This window comes from Sinorhizobium terangae, assembly GCF_009601505.1.
GTDB classification, from domain to species: domain Bacteria; phylum Pseudomonadota; class Alphaproteobacteria; order Rhizobiales; family Rhizobiaceae; genus Sinorhizobium; species Sinorhizobium terangae.
On record NZ_WITC01000100.1, the window covers coordinates 1 to 17,386 of the forward strand.

14 protein-coding genes are annotated in these 17,386 nt (G+C 62.2%); 6 read left to right on the top strand and 8 right to left on the bottom strand.

All coding sequences use genetic code 11. From position 1 onward, the window contains the following. Positions 1-106: 106 nt before the first annotated feature. From ppx to GHK62_RS23465, 4 genes are all read right to left on the bottom strand, one after another. Complete coding sequence (gene ppx, locus GHK62_RS23450) at positions 107-1,630, bottom strand: exopolyphosphatase (protein WP_153441456.1); 1,524 nt, start codon at positions 1,628-1,630, stop codon at positions 107-109. Between the two features lie 11 nt (positions 1,631-1,641). After that, positions 1,642-3,828 (bottom strand): RNA degradosome polyphosphate kinase, encoded by a 2,187-nt coding sequence (locus GHK62_RS23455; protein WP_153441558.1) that lies wholly within the window; start codon positions 3,826-3,828, stop codon positions 1,642-1,644. 64 nt (positions 3,829-3,892) lie between these two features. After that, positions 3,893-4,582, bottom strand: coding sequence for a DnaA regulatory inactivator HdaA (gene hdaA / locus GHK62_RS23460; RefSeq protein ID WP_153441457.1), 690 nt, complete (start codon positions 4,580-4,582; stop codon positions 3,893-3,895). 25 nt (positions 4,583-4,607) lie between these two features. Further along, positions 4,608-5,729 carry an AI-2E family transporter gene (locus GHK62_RS23465; RefSeq protein ID WP_153441458.1) on the bottom strand — a complete coding sequence of 374 codons (1,122 nt, stop codon included), beginning with the start codon at positions 5,727-5,729 and terminating at the stop codon, positions 4,608-4,610. Positions 5,730-5,979: 250 nt separating this feature from the next. Here GHK62_RS23465 and purM point away from each other — a divergent pair, with 250 nt between their 5' ends. Both purM and purN read left to right on the top strand, forming a co-directional pair. Further along, on the top strand, positions 5,980-7,050 hold the full coding sequence (gene purM / locus GHK62_RS23470) for a phosphoribosylformylglycinamidine cyclo-ligase (RefSeq protein ID WP_153441459.1): 1,071 nt from the start codon (positions 5,980-5,982) through the stop codon (positions 7,048-7,050). Next, positions 7,047-7,709 carry a phosphoribosylglycinamide formyltransferase gene (gene purN, locus GHK62_RS23475; protein WP_153441460.1) on the top strand — a complete coding sequence of 221 codons (663 nt, stop codon included), beginning with the start codon at positions 7,047-7,049 and terminating at the stop codon, positions 7,707-7,709. The genes purM and purN overlap by 4 nt, the downstream gene beginning before the upstream one ends. Positions 7,710-7,752: 43 nt before the next feature. Here the strand turns inward: purN and GHK62_RS23480 are convergent, their stop codons facing one another. The 4 genes from GHK62_RS23480 to GHK62_RS23495 all read right to left on the bottom strand — a co-directional run bounded on the left by GHK62_RS23480 (position 7,753) and on the right by GHK62_RS23495 (position 14,627). Continuing rightward, positions 7,753-9,126, bottom strand: coding sequence for a virulence factor family protein (locus GHK62_RS23480; RefSeq protein ID WP_153441461.1), 1,374 nt, complete (start codon positions 9,124-9,126; stop codon positions 7,753-7,755). Then, a complete protein-coding gene (mprF, locus tag GHK62_RS23485; protein WP_153441462.1) occupies positions 9,123-11,735 on the bottom strand; it encodes a bifunctional lysylphosphatidylglycerol flippase/synthetase MprF in 2,613 nt (870 codons plus the stop codon). Before mprF ends, GHK62_RS23480 begins: the two co-directional genes overlap by 4 nt. A gap of 107 nt (positions 11,736-11,842) precedes the next feature. Beyond that, positions 11,843-12,436, bottom strand: coding sequence for an NUDIX domain-containing protein (locus tag GHK62_RS23490; protein ID WP_153441463.1), 594 nt, complete (start codon positions 12,434-12,436; stop codon positions 11,843-11,845). 58 nt (positions 12,437-12,494) lie between these two features. Further along, positions 12,495-14,627, bottom strand: a complete 2,133-nt coding sequence (locus tag GHK62_RS23495) for a molybdopterin-containing oxidoreductase family protein (protein WP_153441559.1) — start codon at positions 14,625-14,627, stop codon at positions 12,495-12,497. A 69-nt stretch (positions 14,628-14,696) separates the two neighbouring features. Here GHK62_RS23495 and GHK62_RS23500 point away from each other — a divergent pair, with 69 nt between their 5' ends. The 4 genes from GHK62_RS23500 to GHK62_RS23515 are packed head-to-tail and all read left to right on the top strand — an operon-like array spanning position 14,697 to position 17,367. Continuing rightward, complete coding sequence (locus tag GHK62_RS23500; protein ID WP_153441464.1) at positions 14,697-15,566, top strand: 23S rRNA (adenine(2030)-N(6))-methyltransferase RlmJ; 870 nt, start codon at positions 14,697-14,699, stop codon at positions 15,564-15,566. 51 nt (positions 15,567-15,617) lie between these two features. Next, positions 15,618-16,049, top strand: a complete 432-nt coding sequence (locus GHK62_RS23505; protein ID WP_153441465.1) for a hypothetical protein — start codon at positions 15,618-15,620, stop codon at positions 16,047-16,049. Continuing rightward, the gene (locus tag GHK62_RS23510) at positions 16,046-16,759 is read left to right on the top strand and encodes a ribonuclease T2 family protein (protein ID WP_234887023.1); all 714 of its coding nucleotides are present in this window, start codon (positions 16,046-16,048) and stop codon (positions 16,757-16,759) included. The genes GHK62_RS23505 and GHK62_RS23510 overlap by 4 nt, the downstream gene beginning before the upstream one ends. Before the next feature lie 17 nt (positions 16,760-16,776). Beyond that, positions 16,777-17,367, top strand: coding sequence for a glutathione S-transferase (locus GHK62_RS23515; RefSeq protein WP_153441467.1), 591 nt, complete (start codon positions 16,777-16,779; stop codon positions 17,365-17,367). The last annotated feature ends 19 nt before the right edge of the window (positions 17,368-17,386 follow it).

A 17,386-nucleotide genomic window follows, 5' to 3' on the forward strand; every position in this document is an offset into this window, starting at 1 on the left:
AAAGTGCTACAGCGTCCTTTGCGCGTCTAATAAGACGCGCGGCGCTGTAGAGCGGTTGCGCGAAAGTCGTGCAGCCGCATCTTTACCGGCGAATCGCGTAACCGGATCAGCTCTCGAAATGGAAGGCGACTCTCTTGCCTGTCAGTTTGCCGAGTTGCTGAAGGCGGCCATCCAGGCGCTCGCCCTCGAAGTTGGAATAGGCCGCCGGCACGATGAATTCGAGATCGACATCCGGCCGCGGCGACTGCCGCAAGCCGAGATGGCGCGTGACGCCCGGCATCGACGCCGAGAAAAGATAGGCAACGCGCAGCAGGCCGCCCAAAAGCTTGGCGAGTTCAAGCAGGCGCGGCGTCGTGATCCCCGCGAGTGCCTCGGTGGTACCGTCGTCGTTGAGCCCCTCGAAACGGTAATAGTTCGCAAGCGCGATATAGGCGCGGCCGGCATGCGTGATGCCCGAGAAAGACGAGTGCGCGATGATGTTGAGCGCCTGCAGACCGCGATAATCCGGATGGGCCCGCCAACTGATATCGGCGAGCAGGCAGGCGGCCTGACGGTACCTGCTCTCCTCTTCCGTCTCCTCCACGCCGAAGTGCGGCACCATGCGTCCTGTCCATTCCGCGAGTTCACGGGCGTGTTCCGGCGAGCGGGCACGCAGGATCGCGATCTCGTCGGCGGCCGTCAGCAACGGGTCCTGCAGACGTTCGGCTTCGGAAAGCAGCGAGAACAGATAGCCCTCGCGGACGCCGAGCGCGGAGAAAGAAATGCGCTCCGGCTTCATGATCGCGAGCGCTTCCTGCATCGTCACGGCCCCGTAGGGCAAGAGGCTGCGGCGGCTCTTGGAGATCGTCGCGTAAGCCGAGGGTTTGATGTTCTTCGGCTCGATCACCTCGGGCAGGAGAGACATCGCCTCGTCATAGGAAATCTCGTAGCCCTGCATCATATGCAGCGGGTAGTTGCGCGTCTCCATATGAAGCTTGGCGATCGATCGCCATGTACCGCCGACGGCATAGAACGTGCGCCCCGCTCCGCCCTTGAGCACGGCCGCCCCTTTCATGAACTTGCGAACCCATGTCCGCGCCTTCGACAGCGAGCCGTTGCTGTGTTCAGAGAGGCGGATGCCGCCGAGCGGCAGCGTAATGCCCTTGCCGATGCGCTTGCCATTCACATCGACGAGTTCGAGGGAACCGCCGCCGAGGTCACCGACGATCCCGTCAGGATCGTGATAACCACTGACGATGCCCATGGCCGAGAAATGGGCTTCCTGCTCGCCGGTGAGGATATGCACCTTGCAGCCCAGGATGGCTTCCGCCTTTTCGATGAAAGACGGACCGTTGGAGGCTTCGCGCGCGGCGGCCGTCGCCAGCGCGTACATCGTGGTGGCACGCGCCTGATCCGACAGCGCCCGAAAACGCTGCAGCGCCTTCAGCGCCCGTTCGACGTTCTCATCCGCCATCCGGCCCGTCGCATCGATGCCCTTGCCGAGGCCGCACATAACCTTTTCGTTGAAAAGCATCGCCGGCGCGCGGCTGAGCCCTTCGTAGACGACAAGGCGAATAGAGTTGGAACCGATATCCACAACGGAAACCGGGCGGATGCCGGGCAGGCGCCCCTGCGCTTCAGATTCTACCATGCAATTCCAGTTTACTTGTGCCAACCGCTTTTCCAGCCGGCAATCAGCTTTGGTGCACTGGACTTCAGGGCCTCACCCCGGCCGGAGAGGCTGGGGTTGGTCATGAAATAATGCTGCGCATTGAACGGCTCGGCGTCCTTGCCGACTTCCATGCGGCGCGACGTGCCGTCCGGAAGAATCTCGTAGCTTTGCTGGTTGTCGATGAGATTGCCCAGCATGATCTGCGAAAGAACCTGTTCGTGCACAGTCCGGTTGATGAGAGGCACTAGCGTCTCGACCCGCCGATCCAGATTGCGCGGCATCATATCCGCCGAGCCGATATAGACAAGTGCATTTTCGGACGGAAGGCCATGACCATTGCCGAAGCAGAATATGCGCGAATGCTCAAGAAAACGTCCGACAATCGATTTGACACGGATATTGTCGGAAAGGCCGGGCACCTGCGGACGCAGGCAGCAGATACCACGCACGACGAGGTCGATTTCGACACCGGCACGGCTTGCCTCGTAAAGCGAGTCGATGATTTCCGGGTCGACAAGCGAATTCATCTTCATCCAGATCGCGGCAGGGCGGCCCGCCTTTGCATGCCCGATCTCTTCCTCGATATGCTTGAGGATCCGCGGCCGCAGCGTGTGCGGTGAGACCGCCAGCTTCATGCCCGCTTCCGGCTCGCCATAGCCGGTGATGAAATTGAAAATGTTCGCCATGTCGTGGGCGATCACCGGATTGCAGGTGAAGAACGACAGGTCGGTGTAGATCTTCGCGGTCACCGGGTGATAGTTGCCGGTGCCGAGATGGCAATAGGTCCTGAGCTTGCCTTCCTCACGGCGCACGACCATCGACATCTTGGCATGCGTCTTGAGTTCGATAAAGCCGAAGACGACCTGAACGCCAGCGCGCTCCAGATCGCGTGCCCAGCGGATGTTTGCCTCTTCGTCGAACCGCGCCTTGAGCTCGACAAGCGCCGTCACCGACTTGCCCGCGTCGGCGGCATCGATCAATGCGCGCACGATCGGGCTGTCGTTCGAGGTGCGGTAGAGCGTCTGCTTGATCGCAAGCACGTCCGGATCGCGCGCCGCCTGGAGGAGGAACTGCACTACGACGTCGAAGGATTCGTAAGGATGATGGACGACCATGTCCTTTTCGCGGATCGCCGCCAGGCAATCGCCGGCGTGCTCGCGCACGCGCTCCGGGAAGCGCGGATTGTAAGGCTCGAAGCGCAGATCTTCGCGCGGGGCCTTGGTGATTTCCGAAAGCGTGTTGAGCGCAAGAAGGCCTGGCAGCACGGCGATCCGGTTATCGGGAACCCCGAGTTCCTGCACCACGAACTGGCGCAGTGATGCCGGCATTTCCGAATCCGTTTCGATGCGGATGACCGAACCGCGACGGCGGCGCTTGAGGGCCGTCTCGAAGAAGCGGACGAGATCTTCCGCTTCTTCCTCGACTTCGATATCGCTGTCACGAATGATGCGGAAAGTTCCAGAACCCTGCACCTCGTAGCCCGGGAACAGGCGGTCGATGAACTGGCTGACCACATCCTCGAGCGTGATGTAACGGATGACGTTCTTCACATCCGGCAGGCGGATAAATCGGTCGAGCGCCACCGGTAGGCGCAACAGTGCGGTCATCGGCTCGCGGCCGGTCTTGCTGACGAGCTGCAGCCCGATCGAAAAGCCGAGGTTGGGGATGAACGGGAAAGGATGCGCCGGATCAATCGACAGCGGCGTCAGCACCGGGAAGATCGACTGATCGAATTCGTTGGCGAGCCAGCTTCGGTCCTGAGCGGACAGCGAGGCGGGCCGGACAATGAGGATGTCTTCCTTCGCGAGATATTGCTGCAGCACGGCGAGCGATGCCTGCTGCTCCATCTGCAGATTATCGATTTCCTTGAGGATATCGTCGAGCTGTTCGGCCGGCGTCTTGCCGTCGGGACTGCGTAGCGCGATCCCCTGACGCACCTGGCCTTCGATACCGGCAACGCGGACCATGAAGAACTCGTCAAGGTTGGCGGCCGAAATTGACAGGAAGCGGACGCGCTCCAGCAAAGGGTGCGCCGTGTTCAGCGTCTCCTCGAGAACGCGGCGGTTGAACTGAAGCCAGGAGAATTCGCGATTGATGAAGCGCTCGGGGCTCGTCAGCAGGTCTATCTGCTCCGCAGACGTCTCTTGTTCGATGATTGCAGACGTCGCCTTATCCATGCCCATCAGACCCCATTACTCCAACCTTGCGACCTACCCCACTTTGACGACGGAACTGTGACAGTCAATCGGACAGGTGGGGATTTCCAAGCTCTGCCAGCACTTCCGCAGCGAGGGTGCGCGTCAGGCGCGTGCCCCGGGCGAGCGCCAGATGGTCCAGTCGCTCGACGATCGTCTGAGCCGCTTCCAGCGAGCGCTCCATGCGCGCCACGATATAGCCGACAAGACGTTCATCGACGAAAAGCTGGCGGTCGGCGAAGAGCTTGACGAGCACCTGCGTCAAAAGCTCGTCATCCGGCTCGCCGATTTCGACGACCGTCGCAGCCTTCAGGCGCGAGCGGAGATCCGGAAGCGTCACCGGCCATGACATCGGCCACAGGCGCGTTGTCATCAGCAACGCGGTGCCGTGCTGGCGCACGCTGTTGATGACATGGAAGAGCGCCGTGTCGTCGAAGCCCTGGCGATCGGCATCCTCGAAGAGAACCGGCTTTCTCGCGGCAATGTCCGCGGCATCCGAGCCGGCGGCCGGATGGATCGGCTCGGCCCGTGCCCTCTCCCGCCAAATGCTGGCAAGGTGCGATTTCCCGGACCCGACCGGTCCGGCGATGATAACGACGGGCGACGGCCAATCGGGCCAATGGTCGACGATGGCGATGGCAGCGCTCAGCCGGTCGGAAACGAGCAGATCCTCGCGACCGGTTGCCGGATCATGGCCGAATGCGAGCGGCAGTTGTTCGAACGGACGTCTTGTCATGCTGTACTCTGGACAATGGCGCGGCTCAGCCGGGCTCCTGACCTTCCGGCCGCTTCTCCGCTTCTGTCCTATGCCCGTGATAGAGATCACTATCAAGGTACCGCTGTATGCCGAAACGGACAAGGACGCCGATCGCGGCGGCGGCCGGCACAGCGACGAGAAGACCGACGAAGCCGAAGAGAGCACCGAAGGCGAGCAGGGCGAACATCAGCCAGACGGGGTGGAGGCCGACGCTCTTGCCTACCAGCTTCGGCTGCAGAATGTTGCCCTCGAGGAACTGACCGCTGAAGAACACGGCCAACACCAGCGCGATCGTAAGATAATTCGGCCAGAACTGGACCAGCGCCACACCAACAGCCAGCACGAGCCCCACCATCGAGCCGACATAGGGGATGAAGCTGATCATGCCCGCGAAAAGACCGATCAGCAGCCCGAAATTGAGGCCGACGAGCGACAGGCCGATCGCATAGTAGAGGCCGAGGATGATGCATAGCGAACCCTGGCCGCGAACGAAGCCGGCGATGGTCGTGTTCATGTCGCGGGCGATCTGGCGGACGATGTCGACATAGTCGCGCGGTACCCAGCTGTCGAGTTTGTCGACCATGCGGTCCCAGTCGAGCAGCAGATAGAAGGCCACGACCGGCGTGATGATAAAGAGCGAAAGAATGTCCAGCAACGCCATGCCGGAGTTCCATAGTTGCTGGAACAGCGTGCCCAGGAAACTTGCGCCCTGTTCGAGCAGCTTGGCCGAATTCTGCTTGATCGCCGTCATCTGGTCCGCAAGCCAGTCCGGAAGCAGCGTTGTCTGGCTATCGGTGATGAAGGCCTGGAGGCTGGCGATATAGCCGGGCATCCTCTGGACGAAGTCAGCCGCTTGCGTGAAGATCAACGGGATGATGATCATCAGCGACAGCGCCAGCACGACGACGAAGGCGACAAGAATGACGATGGTCGCCATCAACCGGCTGAGGCCCAAACGCTGCAGGCGGTCGGCGACCGGATCGAGGAAATAGGCGAGCGCCATGCCGGCGAGAAACGGCAGCAGGATCGAGCTGAAGAGCGTCAGGAAGACGATGAAGCCGGCGAGCACCAGCAGCCAGAAGACGACCTGGCGCTTAAGACTGACACCGCTGACCTGACTGCCCATTGCGCTCCCCGTCCCGCGTCCGGCGCAAGCGCCTCGCGTTCCATCCATTCGGACGAGATAGGGCGCGGTCCGCATGCTGGTCAAGCCCGGCGCCTTCATGCGGAGGCAAATCAGGCCCTTACCGGGCGAAACGCGGTGGGATGCGGGTAAAATGGCAAAAAAAGCCGGCAAGCGCCGGCAGTTGGCTTGCACTCCTTGTCCTGCCGTGCCAATCGCTTCCGCAAAATTCGACGAGCCTTGGAGAACGAGCATGAGCCAGTCGGGCAAGAATGGTCTCACCTATAGCGACGCAGGCGTCGACATCGATGCCGGCAATCTGATGGTGGAGAAGATCAAACCCCATGTGCGCTCCACGCGACGTCCGGGTGCCGATGGCGAGATCGGTGGCTTCGGCGGCCTCTTCGATCTCAAGGCTGCCGGCTTCACCGATCCGGTGCTGGTTGCCGCGAACGACGGTGTCGGTACCAAGCTCAAGATCGCCATCGACGCGAACAAGCACGACACAGTCGGCATCGATCTCGTCGCCATGTGCGTCAACGATCTTGTCGTGCAGGGTGCGGAGCCGCTGTTCTTCCTCGACTATTTCGCGACCGGCAAGCTCGACCCGGACCAGGGTGCTGCGATCGTCGCCGGTATTGCCGCCGGCTGCCGCGATGCGGGCTGTGCGCTGATCGGCGGGGAAACGGCCGAGATGCCTGGCATGTATTCCGGCGGCGACTACGATCTCGCCGGCTTTGCCGTCGGTGCAGCCGAGCGCGGCCAGCTGCTGCCGGCGGGTGACATCGCCGAAGGTGATGTCATCCTCGGCCTCGCCTCGTCCGGCGTACATTCGAACGGCTATTCGTTGGTGCGCAAGATCGTTGGGCTGTCGGGACTGGCCTGGGACGCGCCCGCGCCCTTCGGCGAAGGCACGCTCGCCGATCTCCTGCTGACACCGACGCGCATCTACGTGAAGCCGCTTCTGAAGGCTATCCGCGAGACGGGAGCGATCAAGGCGCTTGCACATATCACCGGCGGCGGTTTTCCCGAGAACATTCCGCGCGTCCTGCCAAAACACCTTGCCGCCGAGATCGACCTCGATGCGATCAAACCGCCGGCGGTCTTCTCCTGGCTTGCCAAGACCGGCGGCGTCGCCGCCAATGAAATGCTGCGCACCTTCAACTGCGGCGTCGGCATGATCGTCGTCGTTCCCGCGGCAGAGGCTGAAAAGGTCGCGGCGATACTCAACGGCGAAGGTGAGATGGTCTTCACGCTCGGCCGCATGGTCGCGCGTGCCGAAGGCGCCGCGGGTACGATCTACAGGGGCAGCCTCTCCCTATGAGCGCGACTACTGCTAAAAAACGGGTCGTCGTCTTCATTTCCGGCGGCGGCTCGAACATGCTTTCGTTGGCGGAGGCAGCAGCGGAACCGGACTTCCCTGCCGAAGTCGTTGCCGTGATCGCTGACAAGGCGGAAGCAGGCGGCTTGGCCAAAGCAGCCGCCCTCGGCATCCCGACCTTTTCGTTCGTCCGAAAGGATTTTGCCAGCAAGGAAGCGCACGAAGCGGCGATCCTGACGGAACTGGACCGGCTCCAGCCGGACATCATCTGCCTTGCCGGCTACATGCGGTTGCTGTCGGCAGCCTTCATCCAGCGCCATGAGGGCCGCATCCTCAATATTCATCCGTCGCTTCTGCCGTTGTTTCCGGGGCTCCACACCCATCAGCGGGCGATCGATGCCGGCATGAGGCTCGCCGGCTGCACGGTTCATTTTGTCACCGAAGGCATGGACGACGGCCCGATCATCGCCCAGGCCGCGGTTCCGGTTCTGGCCGGCGACACGGCGGAAACACTTGCCGCGCGCGTTCTGACGGTTGAACACAAGACCTACCCGATGGCGCTGAGGCTCGTCGCCGAGGGCAAGGTCGAAATGCAGGATGGCCGGGCCGCAAGCCATGCGGTCGGCGAGGCATCGGGCACGCTCATCTCCCCCGCAATTTGATCGCAACCGTCCCTTCCAACCGGAGGGCGGACGGAATCGCAGTTCACTTTGCCGCCGCGAGCCTCCGGTCCAGCGCGTCAAGCACACGGCGCGTCAAGGCGGGATAGTCCTCATCGAAATGGTGGCCGCCCTCGATGGCGACCACATCCACGCCTGAAGATTTCAGATCCGGGCACGCGTCGCCGTCTTCGTCGGTGCCGTAGACACACTGGACGAGCGCGGGATCGATCGCCTTGAGATCGTCGACCGGGTCACCCCCCTCGCCCTCCGCACCCAGCCAGCCAAGAACCGAGATCTTGTAGTCGGCATGATGCGAGAGCGCCAAGAGCGTGAGCTGGCGCACGCGCGCACGATCCGCTGGCGGGAGCAGGTTGTAGGTGCGCGGCAGGATGTCCGCGCCGAAGGAATAACCGATCAGGAGGACGTTTCGGACATTCCATCGTTTTCGATAGTAGGTGATGATCCGCGCAAGATCGTCGGCAGTCGCTTGCGGCTGGCGTTCTGACCAGAAATAGCGCAGTGAATCCACCCCCACGACCGGAACACCCTGCTGCTGCAGGACATTGCCGACCTCTTTGTCGATATCCCGCCAGCCGCCGTCACCCGAATAGATCACAGCCATCGTGTCACGCGTGGGCTTCGCATCGAGAACCGTCAGCGGAAGGCCGAAAGGGTTTTCGGCTTCGTCGCCCTCGGCGAGCGCCCCGGAAAGCGCATCCGAAAGCGCGGTGTAGGCGTCGTCCCCGGTATCGTGCGTTTCAATGTCCGAATGCTTGGCAACAAGCGCGGCCACGTGGTCCTTCCCCTCGGCGGAGGCAGCGGGCGAAAACGTAACGGTCACGGGATCGGGCAACGGTCCGTCGGTCAAACCATAGACCATGCGGTCGCTCTTTCGAATCTTCCCGGCCGGCGTACAAAGCTGCTTCGTCAATGCGATGCCCTCTTCGGGATCGACCGCAAGCGTCTGACCGATGGTCGCGGCGGGGGACTGCGCGGCGATCGCCAGCGCCATCGCCCCCCCGGCGCCGACGCCCGCGACAATCGGCGGTCGATAGGCGCTGCTCTTTGCAGCGCGCTGGACCTGCTGGCTCAGCGATTCGATATCCGAGACCGTGTAGATGCAGTCGCCGTCATCCTTGGCAAGCGAAGCGAGATAGGCCTTGAGGTCGATGCCGATGACGAGCGCCTTGTCGTTTGCAAGCGCACGCGCGACCCCGTCTTCCTTCGCTGTCCATCCGGAAGCATCCGAAAGGAGAACGACAATTGCGGACGCCTCTTCCCTAGGGAAAAGGATATGCGGTGACGGGATCATGCCGGTGTCGAATTGCGGCGTGTCGTCGGCCCGGGCATGCAGCAAAGCTACCGCAATCAGCGCGGCGGAAAGGGCGAGCTTCCAGATCTTTCGCGTGCCGGTCATTTCCTTATCACTCCCTTGAGACCGCCGCCGATGAGGAACGTTGCGTCCATCAAAGCCAGGATCGGGTTGAGGCCGCCGCTCGCAACAAGGTAGCGCGGTTGCCAACGCGGGTGGAACTTGGACTTGAAGGCGCGCAGGCCCTTGAAATTGTAGAAGCGTTCGCCGTGCTCGAAGAATGCCCGGCCCGCTCGGTCCCACACAGGCGCTATCTGCCGGGAGGACATGCCGGAAAGTGGCGCCATGCCAAGATTGAAGCGCCGGTAACCCTGCACCTTGAGATATTCCATCAACTGCACGAACAGGAAGTCCATCGAACCTTTCGGCGCGTCGGGCGAGAAGCGCATCAGGTCGACGGAGCCCTCCTCCTTGGTCGCAGTCTTGAGGATGTTGGCAAAGGCAACGATGCGTCCGCCGCATTTAAGGACAGCAACCGGCTGAGCCGTAATGTATTGGGGATCGAAGGCTCCGAGGGAGAAACCCTTCTCCCGTGCGCTGTGATGTGCGAGCCAGGCATCCGAAACTGCCGCAAGCTCCGGCAGGATTGCCGGCACGGCCTCGGGCTCAACTATGGCGAATTCGAGCCCATCGCGCTGGCCACGACTGACCTGCTGGCGCAGGTTTGCCCATTTTCCACCCTTCAGTTCGAACCGCGTCAGATCGACCTCGGCAAGCTCGCCCAGCCGGAACGCCCGCAAGCCGGCGTCGGCGTAATAGGCGAGCCCCACCGGCGAAACCTGGTAGAAGACCGCCCGGCAGCCGTTGGCGCGGGCGGTCTCTATGAATTGCCAGATAAGATCCGGCCAAGCTTGCAACGGACCGACCGGATCAAAGAGGGCGATCCAGGAACGCGCACGGCGACCATACATGATGAAGGCACTGCCGTCGGCAGAGAACATGACGCTCTTGTCGCCCATCCGCACGAGGTTGGCATCCGACATGTCCTGGGCATCGACAATGGCGATCGCCCGCTCCAACGCCTCGTCCGATGCCGGCTCCACCGTTGTTGTGGCGGGACGCATCAGGCTCCAGATGGCGATGGCACTCGCCCCGATCGTGACCCCGAGGAAGGCGCGAAGTCCACGCGGCGCCTCGGCCGAAAACTCGAACTGCCACCAGAGCTCACGGCTATATTCGATATCGCGATAGACAAAGAGCAGGACGACCAACGCCCCCAGGCAAATGACGCCGATCGCCGTGAGCCACGGCGGCGTCAGGGCCTGACCGAACAGCGACGCGGGGCGAACGAAAAGCCGGCGGCTGGCGAGCAGTCCGACGACGAAGAACGCGAGCATGCCCGCTTCCGCCAACGCCACCGCTTTCAGCAACGATAGCAGCAGCGCAGCCGCCGCGATCACGATCGACGCCCACCAGGCACCATCGAGGCGCAGCGCCAGCCCCCGCGCGACGATGACCAGCGCCAGGCCGAGCAGGCTCGCGAGGAAGTGCGCGCCTTCGACCAGCGGCAGCGGAACATAGCTTTCAAGAAATGCCAGGTTCTCGTCGGGCGTCGGCGTCACGCTCGACAGCACCAGCATTATGGCGAGTACAAGTGCTAGCGTGGCGAGGAGCAATGGGGCCATGCGGCCGCCTATGCGGCGGACGCTTGATGCCGCAGGGTGGCCGGCGAACTGACGAATCTCCACGCCGATAATCATCACAATCGCGATCAGCAGCGGCAACACGTGATAGATGACGCGGTAGAGAACCAACGCTCCAAGGATCGTATCGACGTCGACCGCGCGGCCGAGCGTTGCGATCATCACCGCTTCGAAGACGCCGAGCCCCGCAGGCACATGGCTGAGCACGCCGATGCCCACCGCGAACGAATAGACCGCCAGGAAGGCGGGCCAGCCGATCGTTCCCGATGGCAACAGGACGTAGAGAACGCTTGCGGATGCCGCAAGATCGAGCGCTGTTACCAGGAACTGGCGGGAGGCGGTCCTCGAGTCGGGCAGACGCAGGGTCAGGCGTCCAATGCGGACTTCGCGGCCCTCTCCGGCCAGGATGAAGGTAGTCAACAAACCGCCGAGCACAACGACGGCGATCGTCCGCAGCCAGAACGGCTCAAGTCCCGTCAGCGGAGCGACATATTCGCCGACCGTCAGCAAGCTGAGGCAAGTGACCGTGGCAAGGCCGAGGCCAAAGGCGAGCGTCACGAAGGCAATGACGCGGGCTATCTCTTCTGGCTGCAAGCCGAGGCGGGAGTAGGACCGGTAGCGGATCGCCCCGCCGCTCAAGGCCCCGAAACCGGCCGTATTGCCGACGGCATAGGCGCAGGCGGCCGTAAGCGCTACGTCCGCGTAAGGCAGCTTGCGCTTGATGTAGTCGAGGGCGGCGACATCGTAGAAGGTGAGCGCGAGAAAACTCAGGCCGGTGAACAGGACCGCGGCAGCGATCGACTGCCAACTCGTGTCCGCCAATGCCGCGACGACCTCGTCATAATGCACCTCGGCGGTCAGATGAAAGATGGCCGCTCCGAACAGCGCGATCACGAGAAGCGTGCCGATAGCGGAAAGATAGCGCTGATTGCGCCTCAGAAACGGTCTCCACCCCGCTTCGTTCCTTTGCTCTTCATCGATTTCAGGCTCTGAGGCAGAGGGGAACGTCATGGCTCGCCCATGTCATTATTGACGACAACAAGCGCTTTAGCCCACAGGAACGCAATCAGAAAGTGAAATATCGGTAATGTATAATGTGCCGATTTATCAGAGGCCTGCTATGAAATAGAGGCGCGGTTGAGCATAGCCCATTGAAGCAGCATGATGGTCTTGGCGTCGCAGATCTCGCCAGTGCCAACCATTGCCACCGCCTCTTCGAAGGGAATTTCGAGAACCTCGAGGTCTTCGCCCTCGTGGGCGAGCCCGCCGCCTGCAGCCACTTTCTTCGAGGCGTCAATGCAGCCAAAGAAGAAGCTCGTTCGTTCCGTCAACGAACCCGGACTCATGTAGGCATCGAAGAGGTGGGTGGCGCTTTCAATGTTGTAGCCGGTTTCTTCCATCGCTTCGCGGCAAATCGCCACTGCCGGCTCTTCGCCGTCGAGAAGGCCGGCCGGCGCTTCGATAAGATATCCGGGCTCCCCCTGCAGAAATACAGGAATGCGAAGCTGGCGGACGAGGACCACCAACTGCCGCTCCGGATCGAAAAGCAGGATTGTCGCGGCGCGACCGTGGTCGTGAACTTCCCGGACCAGCCGGGCGGTTTGACCATCGGACATTTCCTGTTCGAGCGTGACCTCCTCGAGGCTGACGAAGCCGTTCCAGAGGGTTTTGCGGTCGATGATCCGGACGCGCGGGTCGGCATGTTCCGTCATGTGAGATCCTTGTCGAAAAAGGGAATCCGGCTGCAGAAGCCGCGGGCGCGAACAATCGTCAGGCCCGACGCACCCAGACCCGGTTGTCGTGGAAAGCCGCACCTCCGTAGGGCGCAACGGCGTCGGCACCGGTGAGGACATTGATCCCCTCGCCGTCGAGATGGGCGCCGTTCGGCCAAATCCCTTCGGCGATGACGACACCGCGGCGTGCCCCGCCGCCGATTTTCGCATGGAGCCGAACCTCGCCGCGGTCGTTGCCGAGCATGACGACATCGCCCTCGGCAATACCGAGCGCTGCTGCATCTTCGGCGTGGATCATGACCTCCGGTCGTCCCTCCTTCTGAATGGATGACGGCGTTTCGGAGAAGGTCGAGTTCAGGAACGAGCGCGCCGGGGAGGTCGCCAGCCGGTATGGATGGCGTTCGTCGGCCACTTCGATCAGATCGACATGGTCCGGAAATTCAGGCAGCCTGCCGTACGGGCCCTGCGGGCCCATCGATTTCGGCGGCCGGTTGGGTGCGGGCGTGCCGGTCCAATCGGCCTTGAAGCGGAACTTGCCGTCCGGATGCCCGAAGCCGTTGAGAAAATGCGCCTCCTCGAAAGCCGGCTGGCAATCGAGCCACTTCTCCTCTTTCATGCGCTCGTAACCGATGCCGTAGTTGGCCAGCAGTTGATCGATATGCTGCTGTTCGGTGAGCCCAAAGCCGGTGCGGTCGGCAACGCCGAGGCGCTTTGCCAACTCCTCGATGACGAAGAGATTGGTGCGCACGGTCGGCGGGGGCTCAACGATCTTCGGACCGATGAGAATGTGCTGGTGGCCGCCGCCGCGATAAAGATCGTCGTGCTCGAGGAACATGGTAGCAGGCAGGACGATGTCGGCGAGGCGGGCGGTGTCCGTCATGAACTGCTCGTGCACGGCAACGAAGAGGTCGTCGCGCAGGAAACCCTGTTTCACCAGTCGCTGCTCGGGCGCGACGTTGGCGGGGTTGGTGTTCTGGATGAGGAGCGCCGTCACCGGGCCGCGATGACGCAGCGCCTCGGCATCGCCGGTCAGCACACGGCCAATCTGCGACTGATCGAGCATGCGCACGTCGGGATCGTGGAATGCGGAACCGAGGAGTTCGCGCTTGTCCAGCTTGAAAATGTCGTTGTTCGAGTGGAACGCGCCGCCGCCCTCGTGCTGCCAGGAGCCGAGCACCGTTGCGACCGAAGCCGCCGCATGGATGGCGACGGAGCCGTTGCGCTGGCGGGTGAAGCCGTAGCCCAGGCGGAAATAGGTCCTGGGCGTCGTCCCGACGAGCTTGGCGAAGGCCTCGATCTCCTCCACCGACAGGCCGGTGACGGCGGAGGCCCACTCGGGGCCCCGTGTCTTAAGATGCGCTTCGAGGCCCGCGGGATCATCGGCGAATTTCGCCATGTAGGCGCGGTCGGCATAGCCGTCGCGGAAGGCGATATGCATGACGGCGCAGGCAAGCGCGGCATCTGTGCCCGGCTTCAGCACGAGCCCCATATCGGCTTGCTTGACGGTCGGGTTCTCGTAAACGTCGATGACGACGATCTTGGCGCCGCGGTCCTTGCGCGCCTTGACCGCATGGGTCATCACGTTGACCTGCGTCGCGACCGCATTGGTGCCCCAGATCACGACGCAATCGGCCTTGGCCATCTCGCGCGGGTCGGGACCGCGCAAGGCACCCGTCGCCATGGTGAAGCCGGTCCACGCCATGTTGGTACAGATCGAGCCGAAGAAGCCGGAATAGCGCTTGGCGTGGCGCAGCCGCTCGATGGAGTCACGCTGGACCTGTCCCATGGTGCCGGCGTAGAAATAGGGCCAGACCGCTTCCGAGCCGTGCTTCTGCTCGGCTTTGACGAATTGATCGGCAATCTCGTCGAGCGCTGCTTCCCAGGAAAATTCCTGCCAGTTGCCCTCGCCCTTGGCGCCGGTGCGGCGCTGCGGCACCATCAGCCGGTCGGGATGATAGATGCGCTCGGCATAGCGCGCGACCTTCGCGCAGATGACACCGGCCGTGTAGCTGTTTCCGGCCGCGCCGCGCAGGCGGCCGATCTGGCCTTCGGCCGTGAGATCGACCTCAAGCGCACAGGCGGACGGACAGTCGTGCGGACAGACGGAGTAGCCGATCGATTTTTCTGCTTTGATAGGGGTCGCAACGTTCATGGCTTTTCTATATGGCATCCGCTTGAGGGCAAAAAGCCCCATTCGCCAATCCATCGAAACAATTGATCAGAGCCATCGGCAACGCTCATGAACTACCGGCACATCTATCACGCAGGCAATTTCGCCGATGTCCTGAAACATGCGGTGCTGGCGCGGCTTGTCACGTACCTCAAGCAAAAGGACAAGGCCTTTCGGGTGCTCGACACGCATGCCGGCATCGGGCTCTATGATCTTTCGAGCGAGGAAGCGCAGAAGACCGGCGAATGGCGCGATGGCATCGGCCGATTGCTCGACGCTGAGCTTCCTGCCCCGATTGCCGCGATCCTCGAACCTTATCTCTCCGCCGTCCGCAACCTCAATCCCGACGGCGGCCTCACCCATTATCCCGGCTCACCGAAACTCGTGCGCATGCTGTTCCGGCCGCAGGACCGGCTTTCGGCGATGGAACTGCATCCGGACGATTACGAGACGCTGCACCGCCAGTTTGACGGCGACTTCCAGAGCCGCATCACCCATCTCGACGGCTGGCTGGCGCTCGGAGCCCACCTGCCGCCGAAGGAAAAGCGCGGGCTCATTCTCGTCGATCCTCCGTTCGAGATCGAGGGTGAATACGAGCGGCTGGTCGACGGCCTTGCAAAGGGATACCGCCGCTTCGCCGGCGGCATCTTCTGCCTCTGGTATCCGCTGAAGAAAGGTGCGCCGATAAAGGACTTTCACGCGGCGCTGAAGGCGCTGGAGATTCCGAAAATGCTCTGTGTGGAACTTTCGGTGCGCAGTGATCGCGACACGACCGGGCTTGCCGGATCGGGGCTCATCATCGTCAACCCACCCTTCACGTTGAAAGGTGAGCTCGATATCCTGCTGCCCTTCCTGAAAACACAGCTGACGCAGGACCGCTTCGCTTCGGCCCGCTGCTTCTGGGTGCGAGGTGAAGCGCCTCTCAACCCGGGGCCTTGACGGATCGAGGGCGAAGGCGTCAATCTCCTGAAAGGATTCAGGGAGATGGCCATGACTCGTACGCTTGCCGCATCGCTTCTGCTCTCGCTTTCCCTCACCACCGGTGCTGCCGCCGCCGACTATATCGGGGAACCCGCTCCCCATGCAGTCTATGATATCGGCGCCTGCGGCAACGCCTCCGTTCTGGGTTTCATCACCCGGCGCTTCGACTACAAGGCAGCAAACTATCTTCATGCGAACCTCGCCATAGCGGAGATTCGCGACATGGGCCAAAATCGGTTCGAGCCACGTGATTATACGCATCTCGTCGAGCGCGAATATTGCTACGCGACTGCAGTGATGACGGACGGCGAACGACGGCCGCTCTGGTATCTGATCGAACGCCCATGGGGCTTTGCCGGTGTCGGCAGGAGTATCGAGTTCTGCGTCGGCGGCCTCGATCCCTGGTACGTCTACGGCGCCCATTGCGCTTCGCTTCGCTGACTGCTGTGAAAAGGCTGCTGCCGGCGCTCGTCGCCGTTCTGACGATCGCCGCCTGCAGCGATGACAGTGCAGAGAGAACCGCCCCGCATTCCGGAACCGGCGCCACGAAGACTGCCGCGGCAGCTCCGGTTCCCGTCGGCAAGGGCTTCGACTTCTACGTCCTTTCCCTGTCCTGGTCGCCCACCTGGTGCGGCAACAACGATCCCTCCGGGAAGTCCGATCAATGCGAGACCGGCAGTCGCCGTGGCTTTATCGTGCACGGGCTCTGGCCACAAAATGAAAAGGGCTATCCGGAATATTGCCCGACGCGGCAATCCGATCGCGTCCCGGAGGCGCTCGGCCGGCAATATCTCGACCTCATTCCCTCGATGGGACTGATCGGCCATCAGTGGCGCAAGCACGGCACCTGCTCGGGCCTCAGCCAGGCGGACTATTTTGCCGTGGCGCGCGCCGCGCGCGAACGGCTGACGATCCCGCCGGAACTTGCATCGACGGAAGGATCGCGCGATGTCCCCGTGTCGACGATCGAAGCCGCGCTGATCGCGAAAAATCCCGGCATGACGCCGGAGACGATCGCTGTTACCTGCGAAGCCAGGCTTCTTGAAGAGATCAGAATCTGCTTCGACAAGACACTGAAATTCACGGCGTGCCCGGGAGTGGATCGCCAAGCCTGCAGAAGGGATGCGGTTTCTCTGCCCCCTGCCCCATGACAACGGAAAGACTTCGAATGAAGATACTCTATTCGCCTGCCTCCCCCTATTCGAACAAGGTCCGCATGGCCGCGCACCATATCGGCATCGCCGCGGAAAGCGTGCTGACGGACACCAACGCCAATCCGCCTGAACTGATCGGCAACAATCCGCTGGGCAAGATTCCGACCTTGATTACCGCGGATGGCAAGGCGATCTACGACAGCCGGGCGATCATGCATTTCCTCGACCGCGAAACGAAGGGCAAGCTTTATCCGAAGAACGCAGCCAAGCGCACCGAAGTAGAAATCTTCGAGGCGCTTTGCGACGGCATCTGCGACAGCCTGCTTGCAATCGTCTACGAAAAGCGCTTTCACCCGCCGGAGAAGGTGCATCAACCCTGGATCGACCGCCAATGGGAAAAAGTCGAGCGTGGGCTGGATTACCTGAACGCCAACCTGCCCAAGACCGGCGGCAAGCTCAACGCTGGACATTTCGCGCTAGCAGCCCTGTTGCGCTACATCGAACTGCGTTTCGCCGGCGAATGGCAGAAAGGGCGACCGAAGCTCAAGAATTGGCCGGCGAAGTTCGAGAAGTACTTTCCCGACTATTCCAAATTCAAGGCATGAAAAAAGGCCGGGTCACCCC

Excerpts from the sequence above, each read along its gene's own strand:
- ppx (WP_153441456.1), bottom strand. The coding sequence starts at position 1,630 with ATGGTAGAATCTGAAGCGCAGGGGCGCCTGCCCGGCATCCGCCCGGTT.
- GHK62_RS23455 (WP_153441558.1), bottom strand. The coding sequence starts at position 3,828 with ATGGATAAGGCGACGTCTGCAATCATCGAACAAGAGACGTCTGCGGAG.
- hdaA (WP_153441457.1), bottom strand. The coding sequence starts at position 4,582 with ATGACAAGACGTCCGTTCGAACAACTGCCGCTCGCATTCGGCCATGAT.
- GHK62_RS23465 (WP_153441458.1), bottom strand. The coding sequence starts at position 5,729 with ATGGGCAGTCAGGTCAGCGGTGTCAGTCTTAAGCGCCAGGTCGTCTTC.
- purM (WP_153441459.1), top strand. The coding sequence starts at position 5,980 with ATGAGCCAGTCGGGCAAGAATGGTCTCACCTATAGCGACGCAGGCGTC.
- purN (WP_153441460.1), top strand. The coding sequence starts at position 7,047 with ATGAGCGCGACTACTGCTAAAAAACGGGTCGTCGTCTTCATTTCCGGC.
- GHK62_RS23480 (WP_153441461.1), bottom strand. The coding sequence starts at position 9,126 with ATGACCGGCACGCGAAAGATCTGGAAGCTCGCCCTTTCCGCCGCGCTG.
- mprF (WP_153441462.1), bottom strand. The coding sequence starts at position 11,735 with ATGACGTTCCCCTCTGCCTCAGAGCCTGAAATCGATGAAGAGCAAAGG.
- GHK62_RS23490 (WP_153441463.1), bottom strand. The coding sequence starts at position 12,436 with ATGACGGAACATGCCGACCCGCGCGTCCGGATCATCGACCGCAAAACC.
- GHK62_RS23495 (WP_153441559.1), bottom strand. The coding sequence starts at position 14,627 with ATGCCATATAGAAAAGCCATGAACGTTGCGACCCCTATCAAAGCAGAA.
- GHK62_RS23500 (WP_153441464.1), top strand. The coding sequence starts at position 14,697 with ATGAACTACCGGCACATCTATCACGCAGGCAATTTCGCCGATGTCCTG.
- GHK62_RS23505 (WP_153441465.1), top strand. The coding sequence starts at position 15,618 with ATGACTCGTACGCTTGCCGCATCGCTTCTGCTCTCGCTTTCCCTCACC.
- GHK62_RS23515 (WP_153441467.1), top strand. The coding sequence starts at position 16,777 with ATGAAGATACTCTATTCGCCTGCCTCCCCCTATTCGAACAAGGTCCGC.